This window comes from Anaerolineae bacterium (assembly GCA_013178015.1).
Lineage (GTDB): Bacteria > Chloroflexota > Anaerolineae > DRVO01 > DRVO01 > Ch71.
This window is the reverse complement of record JABLXR010000023.1, coordinates 14,397-28,871: the sequence shown is the minus strand read 5'-3', so window position 1 is coordinate 28,871 and position 14,475 is coordinate 14,397. Positions and strand designations below refer to the sequence as shown.

At 65.7% G+C, this 14,475-nt stretch carries 12 protein-coding genes and 1 pseudogene; all 13 read right to left on the bottom strand.

What is annotated here, in order from left to right; genetic code table 11:
* Positions 1-82: 82 nt before the first annotated feature.
* The gene (locus HPY83_10260; protein NPV08326.1) at positions 83-511 is read right to left on the bottom strand and encodes a hypothetical protein; all 429 of its coding nucleotides are present in this window, start codon (positions 509-511) and stop codon (positions 83-85) included.
* Between the two features lie 31 nt (positions 512-542).
* Positions 543-914 carry a YbaN family protein gene (locus tag HPY83_10255; GenBank protein NPV08325.1) on the bottom strand — a complete coding sequence of 124 codons (372 nt, stop codon included), beginning with the start codon at positions 912-914 and terminating at the stop codon, positions 543-545.
* Between the two features lie 116 nt (positions 915-1,030).
* Positions 1,031-2,281 carry an MFS transporter gene (locus HPY83_10250; protein ID NPV08324.1) on the bottom strand — a complete coding sequence of 417 codons (1,251 nt, stop codon included), beginning with the start codon at positions 2,279-2,281 and terminating at the stop codon, positions 1,031-1,033.
* A gap of 61 nt (positions 2,282-2,342) precedes the next feature.
* Complete coding sequence (locus HPY83_10245) at positions 2,343-2,792, bottom strand: low molecular weight phosphatase family protein (GenBank protein ID NPV08323.1); 450 nt, start codon at positions 2,790-2,792, stop codon at positions 2,343-2,345.
* A gap of 273 nt (positions 2,793-3,065) precedes the next feature.
* The gene (locus HPY83_10240) at positions 3,066-3,875 is read right to left on the bottom strand and encodes a hypothetical protein (protein ID NPV08322.1); all 810 of its coding nucleotides are present in this window, start codon (positions 3,873-3,875) and stop codon (positions 3,066-3,068) included.
* Between the two features lie 48 nt (positions 3,876-3,923).
* Entirely contained in the window at positions 3,924-4,877 is a 954-nt protein-coding gene (locus HPY83_10235) for a hypothetical protein (GenBank protein NPV08321.1), read from the bottom strand.
* Between the two features lie 321 nt (positions 4,878-5,198).
* Positions 5,199-6,290, bottom strand: a pseudogene (locus HPY83_10230) (hypothetical protein).
* 38 nt (positions 6,291-6,328) lie between these two features.
* The gene (locus HPY83_10225) at positions 6,329-7,348 is read right to left on the bottom strand and encodes a hypothetical protein (GenBank protein NPV08320.1); all 1,020 of its coding nucleotides are present in this window, start codon (positions 7,346-7,348) and stop codon (positions 6,329-6,331) included.
* Positions 7,349-7,748: 400 nt separating this feature from the next.
* Positions 7,749-8,981, bottom strand: coding sequence for a DegT/DnrJ/EryC1/StrS family aminotransferase (locus HPY83_10220; protein NPV08319.1), 1,233 nt, complete (start codon positions 8,979-8,981; stop codon positions 7,749-7,751).
* A gap of 25 nt (positions 8,982-9,006) precedes the next feature.
* Positions 9,007-9,864: a sugar phosphate isomerase/epimerase gene (locus tag HPY83_10215; protein NPV08318.1), complete on the bottom strand. Its 858-nt coding sequence runs from the start codon at positions 9,862-9,864 to the stop codon at positions 9,007-9,009.
* Positions 9,865-9,881: 17 nt separating this feature from the next.
* Positions 9,882-10,943 carry a Gfo/Idh/MocA family oxidoreductase gene (locus HPY83_10210; protein NPV08317.1) on the bottom strand — a complete coding sequence of 354 codons (1,062 nt, stop codon included), beginning with the start codon at positions 10,941-10,943 and terminating at the stop codon, positions 9,882-9,884.
* A gap of 114 nt (positions 10,944-11,057) precedes the next feature.
* Positions 11,058-12,026: a zinc-binding dehydrogenase gene (locus HPY83_10205; protein ID NPV08316.1), complete on the bottom strand. Its 969-nt coding sequence runs from the start codon at positions 12,024-12,026 to the stop codon at positions 11,058-11,060.
* Positions 12,027-12,339: 313 nt separating this feature from the next.
* Complete coding sequence (locus tag HPY83_10200; GenBank protein ID NPV08315.1) at positions 12,340-14,340, bottom strand: twin-arginine translocation signal domain-containing protein; 2,001 nt, start codon at positions 14,338-14,340, stop codon at positions 12,340-12,342.
* Positions 14,341-14,475 lie beyond the last annotated feature (135 nt).

Here is a 14,475-nt window from a genome sequence, read left to right as displayed (position 1 = left end):
TTCTCCCACACCGTGGGAGAAGGGGAGAGGACGACACGTGAGCCCGGCCACTCGCCGTGCGTCGCGCGTCACGGTTCACCTGTCAGGCCACACCGATCCCCCGCCAACAACAGGGGCCCGGCAGATCGCGCTCGTATTCGACGGTCAAAGGGGGGCCAAACGTGTAGTAGCGACGGACGTAGACGAGCTTGCCTTCCTCGAAGCGCAGGGGAACGAGGAAGCCCTTGCTGGCGTCGGAGACGGCACACTCAAGTCCGCTCTCCAGGTCCACCAGCAGCAGGCGGGTAAGCGGACCACGGCGTTCGTCGGCGGTGAGCCACTCCTGCACCGCGACGAGCGACGAGTCGGGCGACCAGAGGCAGGGTTCGCCGAAGATGCGCCTGCCGAAGTCGTAGGAGTCGAGGCTGAGGTTGTAGCAGGCCGGCCCAAAGCGGATCTCCTGGGCATAGCGGAGCCTGGCGATGTGGTGCCCGTCGGGAGAACGCACGTACCGTGACGAGGGATCGTTCATCATTGCCTCACAATAGAGCTGACCGCCTTGCTCATGAACGGGATGTGGGCAGGGAGACGAGATAGCCGGAGGCGCCCATGGCGATGAGGAGGAGTACGGCGCCTGCGAGCAGGGAGGCGGTGAAGAAGACGGCATACAGGATGGCGGCCCACATGCAGATCAGGCCCATAACCTTGCCCTGCAAAGGGATTCCCCGGCCGGAGCGGAAATCCCTGACATAAGGGCCGAGCCGCTGGTGGTCGACCAGCCAGTGGTAGAAGCGGTCGGAGGAGCGGGCGTAGCAGGCAGCGGCGAGAAGCAGCAAGGGAGTGGTGGGCAGGAGGGGCAGAAACACACCCACGAGGGCCAGGGCCACGAGCAGACTGCCGAGGCCTATAAGGATCGGTCTCCTCAGGTCATCCACGACGGACTCCGCCCTTAGGGGATGCGGCTCTATCGTGCGCCGGATTCCGGCCCCAGTATTGTTGATGCCCGCACCAGGCGCAAAAGTGGCCCGGCATGGCTTGCGCCGGCGATGCCTCACCGGGGAGAGGCGCACCCCGCGCCCGAGCCCGGTCGGTCCCCGCCGGCTCGGTCGACCGCCCTGAAGAGCAGGGCCATCCCGACCAGAAGGCCGGCGCACGCCAGGTACGCGCCGGAGAGAGCGAACCGGCCGCTGATGGGTGCAACCAGGATGGGAGACACGAACTGACCCAGATGTATGGCGGTGGTAAGCGAGCCGAAGGCGCGGCCGCGAGTCGCTGGGGGCACCATTAGGATGAGCCACAGGGTGAGGTGGGGCACTACTACTCCGTTGGCGGCCCCGGCCGCGATCAGCCCGGCCAGAATGATGGGGTAGCCCGTGGCCAGGCCCAGAATGAGGTAGCCGGCAGCCATGGCCAGGAAGATGCCGGCGAACAGAGAGGACAGGGGAAAGCGCTTCGCCAGGGGGCCGTATGCCATTCCGGCGGCCCCGGCAGACAGGTTCATCACAGCCAGCGCGGTGCCAATCTGGGCGCCCCCGGCACCGAAGTGGGAGCTCAGATAGAACGGCAGGTGAACCACTATCACGAAGAAGGCGGCCGTGCGCAGGAGCGCCACCAGGTAGGGCACCGCCAGCCGCAACCCGAGTCTGCCCGAAGCGGCCGAAGAGGATCGGGTTCGCTCCGGCGTCGGCGGAGAGCTGGTGCGCTCCGGGGCCGATCCGCGGTCGGGCTCGGGCACGCAGAGCAGCGCCATAGGCACCACCGCCAGGGCAGCCAGGAAGAGCAGGAAGGGGTCCCGCCAGTGCCGGTCGGCTAGGAGGCCTCCGACCTGGGAGAACAGGGTACCGCCGAACCAGATGACGGCCGACTGATAGCCCAGGTAGCGGTCGCGTTCCTGGCCGGAAAGGTAGTCGGAGATCAGGGCGGTGGAGGCGGTGATGGAGCCGGCCACCCCCAGGCCCAGGACCACCCGAGACGCCAGGATGGCGGGCAGGGAGGGGAGTGCGTAGCCGGCGCTGCCGGCCAGCCCCACGATGACCAGGGAAGTAAGCAGCACCGGCCGCCGGCCCCAGCGGTCCATGATGGCGCCGGACAGAGGGGCGGCGACGGCGATGGAGAGGGCGGGCGCGGTCAAGACCAGAGGGACGAGCAGGCTCACGCCCGGAACGGCAGAGAAGTGGGCTTCCATGGCCGGCAGGGCCGGGGAAACGGCGGCAGCGGCGGTGACGACGAAGATGCCGCTGAGAAGGACGGTGAGATTACGTATGGCTGTGCCGCTCCCGGAGCTCGGTGATGTGGGCCCCATGACGGACAATGTGAGGGACGCGGAGACGGGCGTCAAGGGCGAGCCCGAAAGGGCCGCCGACCTAGGCCCGCCCGTCCTCGGCCCTGAGATCTTCGATCAACTCTTCGACTAGGCGCTCGATCTGGGGCAGGGCCTCATCTGCCTCGCTAACGTCCAGGTCGTGCACGTGCCAGTACTGGATGCGGTCGGCCCACAGAGGGAAGTGTCGTTCCATCAGGGGGCGATGCTCGTCCTCCTTGAGGGCGATGATGCGCTGGGCCCGCATGAGGTCATGCTGGGTAAGGGGGATGCGCGTGGGCCCGGTGCAGTCCAGGGGGATGCCACGTTCCTCGAGGGCCTGCCGGGCCCAGGGGGAGAGGTCGCCATCAATCGTGTGGGTGGCGAGGCCGCGGGAGAAGGCGCGTTGAGGCAGACCCAGGGCTCGGGCGCGATGGTTGAAAACCGCCTCCGCGAAGCGGGAGCGGTAGAAGTTGCCAGTGCAGATGAAGAGAATGGTAGGCTCCGGGTTCATGTTTGACCTACGTCGGCTGGTGTAGCGGGATGGTAGACGATGGTAGGCGACGGGGGCAAGCTGCGGCATCGGGACGCCCACCCGGGCGCCGGCGGCGTGAGAACTGGGAATCTGCCTTCGTCTTGTGACAAGGATCAGGACTCGTACACCTGACGGGCCTTGGCGATTGCCACGTGCTCGGGGTTGATCTCGATGCCGGCGGACGCCTATCTGCACCGTATGGGCAGGCGTCGCTCACCGTTGTGGCCGCGAAGAATGGGTGTGGCACAGTTCTCAGCGGATGCTGACCGAGCCCAGCCCCACCTCCACGTTCAGCTCCAGCCGATTGGGCGCTGTGGCGTAGCTGGGGGACCGGTAGGCGCCCGGGCCGACGCGTTCGAACCGGGGGGATACGCTGGTATCGGCGAGGCCGCCGCTGGCCCGAATGTGGGCCTCCACCCCCTCAGGAATGCGTATCACCACCCCCGCCACCCCTGAGCGCACGTCAGCCCGGGTGTAGCCGGCGGCTGCGGGCATGGTCACCTCGGTGGAGCTGGCCCCCGTGTCCAACCGCAACTCGGTGACCTGGAGCTCCGACAGATCCAGCCACGTGGCGCTGGCACCCGTCTTCAGGTGCAGCTCCAGCGGCACCTCGGGGTTGAGGGCCACTTCCCAGTCCAGGGCGCCGCGGCCACTCCACCAGGTCCAGGGGAAGGCGAACTGAGGGTAGACCCGGCTGGGGACGCGCAGGTCGACGTCGAGGAGGTCGGCACGGCGAAGGACATCGTACTTGAGGCCGCCGGCGAACCTGCCCGACAGCAGCTGGTCGGGGGCGGCCCTGCCCGTCACCCGCAGCTGCCCGGCGCCGTGGTCGAGTCGGACCCGTGCCCGCGCCGCGCCCTGAAGGGGGATGCTCACCTCCTCGATCTCCACCCCCTCCGGCTTCGCCAGCACTCCCCATACGAGCCACACCCCCACGCCGATGAGCAGAAGCGGCCACAGCAGTGACCAGACGTCCACCGCGATAACCCCGAGGTTGCTAAGCAGGAGCAGAAGACCCACGAGAACCAGCAGAATCCCCCATAGAACGCCACTTCTCCTCATCTTCGGCCTCCACCCATGGCTGTCAGGCGCCGGTCGTCTGGCCCCCGCTCACCGTCCCGAACCGCCCGCGGCGACCACCGTCCCTGCCTGTTGCAGGACCTGTCTTTCCTCTTCATCGAGCTGTTGCAGGAGCCGGCCCTCACTGCGGCTCATATCGAAGGAGCGCCGAGGCCGGCCATCGGGCCGGTCACACTGGTGACCGTTATGTAGGCACCAGCCGGCCGCCCCGCCCGCCAGGGCTCCCCGCAGGTCGGCCAGGAAGTCGTCGGCGCGCGGCTGCCATTCCCCGAAGCCGCGCCTGAAGGGTTCCTGGTAGTGGACGGGGGCGGCAGACGATAGCTCCTCCAGGGCGCGCCGGTACTCCCGCGTGGCCGCCTCCGTCTCTCCTGGGGAGCCAGGGTGGCGGGGTCGGTGAGGGGCGACGAAGTCCAGGCCGGCCTCATTGACATAACGCCCCAGCTCCTCGGGGGGTATGTCGCCCGCATGGGAGGCCGTCACCAGCCGCTCCGAGTCCAGCGCTTTGACCTCGTCCCGCAACCCTCGAAGCTCCTCGAAGCTCACGTGACGCCGGTCGCGGATGTTGTGCTCGTTGGCCAGGTCGAAGTAGAGGTGCCGGAAAGGTCGCAGCACCTCGGTGACGGTGCGCACGGCCCGCAGATGGGCGGCCTGCTCCGCCCGCAGGTTGACGCCCACGGCGCCGTTGCCCCGGGACAGGGTCACGTCCACCGCCAGGCCCGTCCTTTCGGCCAGGCGGCAGAGTGCCTGGAGGCGGGAGAGGTAGGGCTCGCGCGGCTCGCCCTCCAGCGTCACCGCGGAGACGGGCTCGAAGGCGCCCCAGGTAGCCCACACCCGGACCCAGTTGAACCCCAAGCGGGTGAAGTCCTGCAGGTCCCGCTCCACGCAGTCGCCCGGGGCGCCCAGCGCGCCGTAGTAGCTGATCCCGAGGAGGAAGGTGCGCCTGCCTTCCAGGGTGAAGGCGCCGTCCTCGATGCCAAGTGTCACGATGCTGCCTCCTGCGCCGGTGCGTCGCCGGGCTGCCGCCATTATAGCTTACGGAGGGCGGGTGACTACCTCTGGGGTCACCCATAGGGTCCCGGTGAGGACGCCTCGCTCTGGCGGGAGTGCCTACGAGGGTGGGCTGCCGGGGACCGGCGCATAGCGTCGGGGCATGCCGCCAGACAGGGCCGATCAGAAGGGCCAGTTGACCCACGGGCGCCGGAAGGCCAAGAGGACGTGGTGTCTCGGTCTCATGCAGAGAAGCCGAAATGCGGAGGAAGGGTGTGGAAACCGCTCTTGGCGGCTCTGCGCCTTTGCGTGAGGCTGTTACCGGTACTCCCCGTACTCCTCGATGGCCTGGTACAGGGCCACGATGTTCTCCCAGGGCACGTCTGGCTCCAGGGAATGGGTGGGGCCCAGCACCAGGCCACCGTCTTGTCCGACCGTCTCGATGCGGCGTTTGACCTCGGCGCGCACCTCCTCCGGGGTGCCGAAGGGCATGGTGGTCTGGGTGCCGATGGTGCCCCACAGGGCCAGCCGGTCCCCGTAGTGCTGCTTCACCATCGCCGGGTCTATGCACTCCGGCTGCACCGGGTTGAGGATGGTGACCCCAATCTCGATGAGTTCGGGGATGATGGCCTCCGGGTTGCCGTCGGAGTGGTAGAAGATGGGCAGGTCCGGCTTCACGGCGCGAGCCTCCGCGATGATGTCCGCCATGCGCCCCTTGAACCACTGCCGCCAGGTGGCTGGGCTCATGATCATGCCTGTCTGCATGCTGACATCGTCGCCGAGGATGAGGACGTCAACGTCGTGGGCGGCGAAGAAGCGGGCCTGCCGGCGCCTGACCTCGGTGATGCGGTCCAGCAGGTAAGTGGCCAGCTCGGGGCGGAGCTGGAAGTCCAGGAACAGTTCCTCCATGCCTCGCATCTGCCAGGCCACCTCGAAGATGGTGGTGGCCATGGCCCCGCCTACGGCCAGGTCGCGGTCGTGGAACCGGCGGATGGCGGTCGCGGCGGGCGGGTGTCTCTCGGGAGCGGCCAGGTCGGGATAGGGATAGGCCTCGAACTGGGCCAGGGTAGTGAAGGAGCGCATGGAGGGGACCTAGCGCTGGAAGTGGTGGAAAGTGCCCGGGATGTGGGCTGTGCCCCATTCGCTCAGGGTGGCACCGTCTGGTAGCTCGGGATGGTAGCGAGCGAAAATCTCTCGGCGAAGCCGGGCTTCCTCTGCCAGCCTATGTGGCGGCAGGCTCAAGCCCACGAAGCGTATGTCCACGCCGAAGTAGTCCTCGGGGTCGTCGCGGCCCGTCTTCTCCTGGAAGAGGCGCTGCACCGCCGGAGTGAGCCCCCAACTAAGGTCTTTGGGGACCCGGTCCGGCCTCTGGCGCGAGACGGCCGTCAAGATGCGTTCCCTGGGTGTCATGCCACAGGCCTTCCGGCTCAGGCTCGTGCTCCGGAGCGTTACGCCAGGTCTGGGGGCAGGAACCTCTCCCCCTTGATGATCGGCTCACCGTCGAGGTATAGGTCGGTGTGGCGGCAGCAGATGTCGAAGTGCACCTCGGACTGGTTCTGCCCCCCGAGGCCGCAGTGCGGTGCCGGGGCTTCGAAGGTATTGCGGCCCAAGGCCACTAGGACCGTTCCGTAGAGCGACTCCGAGTCCATACCCACGTGTGTCCAGTCGGCCCGGGGATCGGTGCCCCAGCCGGCGTGGGAGAGGCGGAAGGCGCCCTCGTCGCCGGCTCGTTCTAGGTGCGCCTGCAGCAGGGCAGCGTCCATCCCGCCGGAGATCTCTACGATGCGCCCCTTCTCCAGCTTGAGGACCACGCGGCTTCGGGCGTGCCGCCACAGGCCCAGCAGCACGTCCCCGGGCTCGATGACGTAGATGCCCTCGGCGCTGTCCTCCAGGGGTGCGCAACACACCAGTCCCGACGGCCAGTGATCCCAGCGTCCGGGCTCGTCGGCCAGGCCGCACTGGTAGGCTCCCTTGCGGCCGTCCTTGCGGAGGACGTAGTCCGAGCCCGCCGCGGAGACGATATGGATCTCCCTGGCCTCTTGGAGCCTCTGGGCGCCGGCGAGCCCCCGCCGACGGATCGCTTCCGCAGGCATCATCCGTATCAGGACTTCCAGCGGCTCCTGGACCATGAGCACGCGCGCCCCCGAAGCGAGGGACTCGCTGTGAGTGTCGGTGTACATCCAGGAGCCGATCCCTCGGGGGACGGTGCTCATGCCCAGGACCATGTCGGCGTGGCTCCAGGCGGCTCGCACCAGTGGGTCGTCGAAGCGCTGGTCGCCCTGGGAGGTGAGGATGTAGGTGTCGGCGCCCAGGCTCCGGGCGGCGGCGAAGGCGGCCGGCGGGTAGTGGGGATGGGGGAAGCGGGGGTCAGTGAAGATGAGCACGGTCTCCCGCTCCTGCACCTTGCAGCGGCGCAGCACGTACTGGAACCTAGCTACCAGGTCGGCGCTCGCCAACTGAGTCTGCATGCGAGCTCTCCCTCACCTTGGTCGTCTGGCGGGTCGGCGCCACGGCGCTTCACCTGGCACCTCGAACCGGGTCTACCCTCAACTCGGGTCAGGGTGACACCCTCTGTGGCTGCCTGATAGCACCTGGGGGATGCTCACTGTAGTCGCGAGAGGAAGCAGATGAAGTGCGGGCTCTCCAATAGCACCTTCCGCTGCCAGGGACAGGCGGGCGACGATACCTTTCTGGCAGCGGAAGGTGCTGGTGTGCGGCGTCATGGCCACTCTACCAAAGGATGCTCTTGGAAACCCAGGCGGCAGCCGAAGTCTCGTCCTCCGGGCAGGCGGCTTGGCAGGCGAGCAGGCCCTAGCACTCCTCACGTCTCACCTCAGGGCAGGTGACAGCTGGCTGCCATAACGGGCCTCACTTCCAGGCACGCTGCACCTTGGCGATAGCCTCGGCGATGGAGACGGTGTCAGCCTCACTACCCAGAAGCAGGTTCTGGGTTAGCCAGCAGTCCTCTTCTCGGCACACTCTCTCGGCCACCGGGCAACGCTCAGCATTCTCCTGCTTGCTCGGGACGGCAACGCCGGTCAACTTCCCCAGGGCCTGGCTGGCTTCCATGACGGCGTCCTTGGCATACAGGGGCGTGTAGCCATCGCATGCAGGGATTCCTTCCGCTGACAGTGCTCTAAGGAACTCCTCCCGGCTACGGCCCCCGAAGCCAGCTCGGTCATAGCGGAAGATGTAAAGGTGGTAGGCATGGTGGGTGACGCGGGCGTCGCGTTCGAGCGGCCGGATGCCAGGGATATCGGCAAGGTGCTCGGTGAGAATGGCTGCGTTCCTCTCCCTCCGCGCCAGCTGCTTTTCAGCCCGCGTCATCTGCGCCAGCAGTACAGCGGCCTGCCAGACGCTCATGCGAGCGTTTGTGCCCAGCACTTCGTGCTGATACCAAGCTCCCTGTCGCACCCGCCCGACGTTGCGGTAGGACCAGACCCGGTCCATGAGATGATCGTCGTCACCGACCACGGCACCCCCCTCGCCAGCGGGGATGTTCTTGCTGGACTGGAAGGAGAAAGTGCCCAGGTCGCCGATGGCGCCCACTCTTCGCCCCTTCCAGGCGGCCAGATGAGCCTGGGCGCAGTCCTCGATCACCAGAAGCTTGTGCTTCTCCGCTAGCGCCAGCACCGCATCCATGTCCGCCGGGCAGCCTCCGATGTGCACCGGGATGATCGCCTTGGTCCTCTCTCTGACCAGCCTCTGGGCGCTACGGGCGTCAATCTGGTAGGTTTGGGGCTCTATGTCGGCAAAGACTGGGATGGCGCCCACATGCAGCACGGCCGACACAGTGGCCACGAACGTGTACGGGGTGGTGATCACCTCGTCGCCATAGGTCACCTCGGCACCGCGCAGTGCCATAGCGATGGCGGCCGTGCCACTGGGCACGGAAACGCAGTATCTGGCCTCCTGCATGGAAGCGAAGTTCTCTTCGAACTCGGCGATGATCTCGCTGCCGATGCCCCACTTGCCGCTGCGCAGGGCTCGCAGGAGGGCCTGCTCTTCCCTCTCATCCCAGACTGGCCAGGCTGGGAAGGGATCCCGTCGTATGGGCGTCCCACCATCTATCGCCAGTCGCTCTGTTGACAGGGTAGTCATGTTACTCCTCAGTGTGCTGCTGAAGTTAGCCTCGCCGGTGCGCCAGGCACCCTCTGATGAAGGTAAGATCGTGCTGGAGCTTCTCTCGGGTAGACACACCGGGCGGGCCGCCGCCAATGGCTTCCCCAGCCAACCCTGAGGTAGAGAGACTCGTGCCGCAGAGATCCTCGACAGACAGGTAGCCGTCGTACCCAGTGGCCAGGAGAGCCCGAATGACCTCCGGCCAGTCTACCATGCCCCTCTCCAGCGTGTCGTAGTGCCATTGCCACCGGCCGTCGCCGTCCCGAAGCCACGAGATGTTCTTGACGTGCACGTGTGCCAGGTACTCACCCAGGATGTCAACCGCCATCCACCAGCTCTCTCTCCCGGCGAGGATCATGTTCGCTGGGTCGAAGATGACGCCGTACGTCTCGGGGGAGAAGCCGCTTAGTAACCGCCGCGCGCCACTGGCGCTTTCGGCGACGGACCCATGGTGCGTCTCCAGCAATCCCCTAACCTGGTAGTGCCGCAGTGTCGCCTCTGCGCGTCTCAGGCCTTCTTTCGCCTCGGCGAGTGCGCGCTCGAATCCCGCCCTGCCATCGTAGTCCTCATCAAGAGCGATCCTGATCCGAGGACAATCCATCTCAGCGGCCGCCCGGCAACACCTATCCAGCTGCTCAGCCTGGCTAGCGCGCACGTACGTGCCCAAGCACGATACCTCTAGGCCCGCTTGCTGGGTGAGGCTCCTCAAGTAGGAGCTCTTCGCACTGATGGCGTCGGGGTGCACGTGAAAGTCCGGGTGCACCCTCCATTCCACCGCGTCATAGCCCAGTGTGCTCAGCTCCTCCGCCACGCCCTCGGGGCTGTACTCGCCCATCACCACGGTGAAGACGCTGATCCTCATGCCCGCGCCTCCGACGCTCACCCCCTAACGTCCACCTCTCTGCCCTTCCGAGCGGAGTCATAGATAGCGCAGATCAGCTCGAGGGCCCGCCTGCCCTCCTGGCCGTGCACCTGAGGCTGACGGTCATCAACGATGGCACCCACCATGTCTTCGATGATATACTTGTGGCCGTAGTACTCTCGTTGGTCTTCCTCGAACTGGCTCAGATCGAGACGCTTCGTCCAGTCCATGGGCTCCCAGACTACGAGCCGTGGCGGCAGACCCTCGAGCACCATAGTGCCCTTCTCTGCATGTATCTCTATGCGATCCCCGAAGTCCGGATAGGCGCAGGTGGTCCCCTCGATCATGCCTAGTGCTCCCGACCTGAGCTTCACCACCGCGACGGCCGTATCCTCCACTTCTATGCCGGCGTGCCCGAGCGTCTCCATCCGGCCGTATACAGAGGACGCATCACCCACCAGGTACAGAAACGAGTCAATGATGTGAATACCCTGATTCATGAGGGCGCCCCCACCATCGAACGCCCAGGTCCCGCGCCAAGAGCTGTCGGTGTAGTACTCCTGAGTGCGATACCGGCGACACACAGCATTGCCCAGGATGACCTTGCCCAGCTCGCCCGATTCCAGCGCCGCTCTAGCCTTGCGCATGCCCTTCCCGAACCGATGGGGCATCACCACCTGAAGCTTGACCCCTGCCCTGGCACACTCAGCGATGATGGCGTCGGCCTTCTCGAGAGTGACCTCCATCGGTTTCTCGACGATGACGTGCTTGCCAGCTCGGGCCGCCGCCACGGCTATCTCTCCGTGCGTCCCGCTCGGGGTGCATATGTTCACCACGTCCACGTCCGGGCGCGCCAGCAAGTCGTGGTAGTCGGTGTAGTACCGCCGCAACCCGTACTGCTCCGACAGCGCCCTCGCGTTGCGCTCCTTGATATCGGCTACCGCCACCAGTTCCGCACCGTCAGTCTCGGCTATATACCGGGCGTGGAAGGCCCCAATGCCACTATAGGTATCAGTGCCCCCCAGCGACTGCCCAATCTCACCACACCCGATGATCCCAAACCTCACGAGGTCGGCCATAGTGCATCCCCTTCTCTACTAGCCCTTCGCGCGGGCGGCATGGGTGTGCGCCCGTGCGGTCAGCTGGCTACTCCGCGGTACCCCCGGAGCCGCGGCAACAAGCTGCGCCTGCTCTCAGGGTTCTAGCAAGACCCTCAGCCACCGGCTATCGTAGCCTTCCAGAATGGCCTGAAGGTTCTCGAGCCGATCACGCTTGCTGATCAGGCTCTTCACCTCCAGTTCGTTTCTGTGCAGTATCTCAGCCGCTGTAGCCCAGTTGTCCTTCAGATTGACTCCGTTCATGGGGAACTTCACGGTTGCGCCCCGTATCCGCAGCTGGGTGTAGTTCAGAGTGACCGTCCTGCGCGTAGCGCCCATGATCACGAAGGTTCCCCCTCGGCTCAGGAGGTGACAGGCTGCTTCGATGGGCTCGTCCGCGCCGGTGCACTCGATCACCGCGTGGATGTCCCTGGTGGTGTCGCGCACGTTGTCCACCCAGTCTGGGGAGCGCGCGTCTACAGTCACAGCGCCGAACTGCCTGGAGAGCCGCAACTTGCCCTCGTCTATCTCGGTCGCCACGACGTTGACGTGCTGCTGCCGGAGCAGCTGGGTGATGAGTAAACCGATGAAGCCCTGGCCCATGACCAGGACCGTGTCTCCCGGGTTAACGTTGGCGTGGTGGACATGGTTGAGCGCCACCACCACAGGGTCGGCGAAGCATACGACCTCTGGGTCGCTGCCGTTGACCACGATGGGCGCGTCGGCTACTGCGTACTCGGCGAAGCACCTCATGTCCAGCTCGCGCGAGCCGATGAGGTTCAGCCGACACACGAGATCGCCTTCCTTGACGTCCCGGACAGCGCTGCCCACCTGCACCACTGTCCCGCTTGCCTCGTGTCCGTGTTCGCCAGGAGAGAAATCCTCCCAGCGGTAGAGGTCGTTGAAGAAGTGGTGCCCACTCCACATCCCGCGGTCCGACCCGCAGATACCGACCTTGTCGATCCTGACCAGCACCTGGTGTGGCTCTATCGCCGGCACGTCCACCTCGACTATCTCAAACCGCCGAAGACCCCTAAGCCAGGCGGCTTTCATCTTCTGGGCCAAGGCATACCTCCTGATGTAGTTGCTGAGTCCCCTCCAGCAGGCTCAAGGGAAGCCGTCGGAGTGCGCATGTGTGCATACAGTCCCCGTCCACATGAGGCTGGCCACCGGTGCTGGTCAGCGGTCGCTGGGCCTCGACCTCCGCGGACAGCTCCCTCGGGGACCAATCGCCTATGCGAACAGATACCAGTCGCCGGTCCAGCTCATGCCGCGGGCAATCACTGTACCTAGCGAGCTACTGGTGTCGCAGCCAGCGCCGACGGTGCCGAGGGAGGGCCGTGAGCGCTCATGCACGACCCTCCCTCAGCACATGTCGTTACTTCCGGCGCCAGAGCTGGAATGGCCAGGCGATGCCCTCATGATAGGTCCGGTACTCGGCCGGGGCCTCCGTGGGGACGTTCACGATGCCGTTCTTGACGATCATTGGCTGGATGTCAATCGAACACGTGCCAATGACGTAGATGTTCTCGTTGTGACGGTCTAGAATCATCCGGCCCAGCTCTAGCCTCTTGGTCTCGTCAGGCTCCTGCTTGAGCTGGTTGTACCAATCAATGATCTCCTTGATCTCCTCCGGTGGCTCCATCCCCGCCTCTGGGTTGAGAGCCCACAGGGCGAACGCCGGCGCCCAGTAGCACCAGCCGTAGGGCACGAACCATCCAGGATCGAGGATCCACAGTATCTTGGCGATGTCGTAACAAGGCATCATGCACTCGTTGCCGTCAGCGCGCTCGCCCCAGAGGTCACGCCCGAGCTCTCGGGCTTGGGCGTCTATCCCCAGCTGCTGCCAGTACCCAGCGACCTGGCCGAAGATGTCAATCCCGGGGACACCCATCTCATGAGGATAGCACTCCAGCAGAAGCCGCAGCCGTTGCCCGTCGGAGCGGAGTCGGAACCCCTCGCCATCGCGCTGATCCAGCCCGATGCTGTCCAGCAGCTCATTGGCCCGGTCCGGGTCGTACTCGATGGCGGTAGTGCCGTAGCCCTCCTTGTAGAACGGATCCCGAGTGCTGCCCACGGGGTTGCCCGGTGTCGCCAGGCCGAACCAGAACAGATCGTTCATCTCCTCTCGATTGATGCCGTAGGAGAGGGCATGACGGAAGTCCCTGTTGCGCAGCAGGTCCTGCACCACTGGGTCACCAGTCCAGCTCTGGTTGACGTACACGCAGGGGAAGGGGCCCCCAATCCAGTGCCGCACTTCATAGCCGCCCTTCTCTTCATTCTCCTTGAGCAGCGAGTAGTTGGCGAAGCCCATGTGCCGGTACTGCATGTCCACTTCGCCGGCAATGGTCTTCATCATGACTACTTCGTTGTTCTCGGCCAGGTCAACCACCACCCGCTCGAAGTAGGGCAGCTGCTTGCCCTCAGGATCCACCTTCCAGTAGTAGGGATTGCGGACGCTGATCATACGCTGGGCGGGGAACGGCTGCTCCACCTTCCAGGCCCACACGACCGGGCACTCCGGGTTGTTCATTGTGCTGTTCCGGTCCGCGAACAGCTCGTACCAGTGCTCGAAACCGGCCTCCTCGATCTTAGTTGCCAGTTCGTCCGCGTCGGCGTAGTCGGGGTGGAACTGAGACAGGTAGTGCTTGGGCGCAATGACGGTCGGCCCCCCCTCGAAGGCCATGAACTGAAGCAAGAGGCCGAACGGCACCGGGAAGGTGAACTTCACGGCGTAGTCGTCGACCTTGGAGATAACCGGCGGCTCGTCGCCCACAACCAGCCAGGATGGGAACGCCGGTGACAGTTCCTTGTTCAGCGCGATGGCCTCGTACCAGAACATGATGTCATCGGCGGTGAAGGGCTCGCCGTCGGACCACCTCATGCCCTGGCGCAGGTAGAAGGTGTAGCTTCGGCCATCCTCACTCACGTCCCAGCCCTTGGCGATGTTCGGGATGACCTTGAGCTCACCGCGTTGGGAGTCCCATCGGTCCCAGCGGACGAATCCCTCTTGCAGTATGACGCGATGGCCCGCAAGGTCGCTGGGGCCGGTCAGCACCCGGTGCAGGTCTTCCGAGTACTGCCCGACCTCAGCGTAGGGCTCGACGACTAGCGGTTCGAGAGGCAGCCGCTCCTCGACCGGCGGAAGGGCTCCGGACGCCACCTGTGCTGCCAGACTAGGCGCCTCCGCATACCTGGAGGCCACAGCTGGCGCCGTAGTGGGCTCCGGTGCGGAGGTGGTCTCTGGCGCCTGCACGGGCGCCTCGGTCGCCGTGGGAGCGGGGCCGGGAGCGCCACCGCATGCTGTAGCCACGGCAGCCCCGGTAGTGAGGGCACACAACTGAAGTAGATTGCGTCGGGTGAGCCTGTCTGCGGACATAAGAGTCTCCTTGTTACACGGTTGCTGCGTCTGGGGCTGCGGCCACACCTCGGTGCCGCTCGCGGCTTGGCCGCCGTCCCAGGACCAGGACCGCGCCAGTATGCTTCTCCGAAGTCGCGGGTGAAGCGGCGCGGC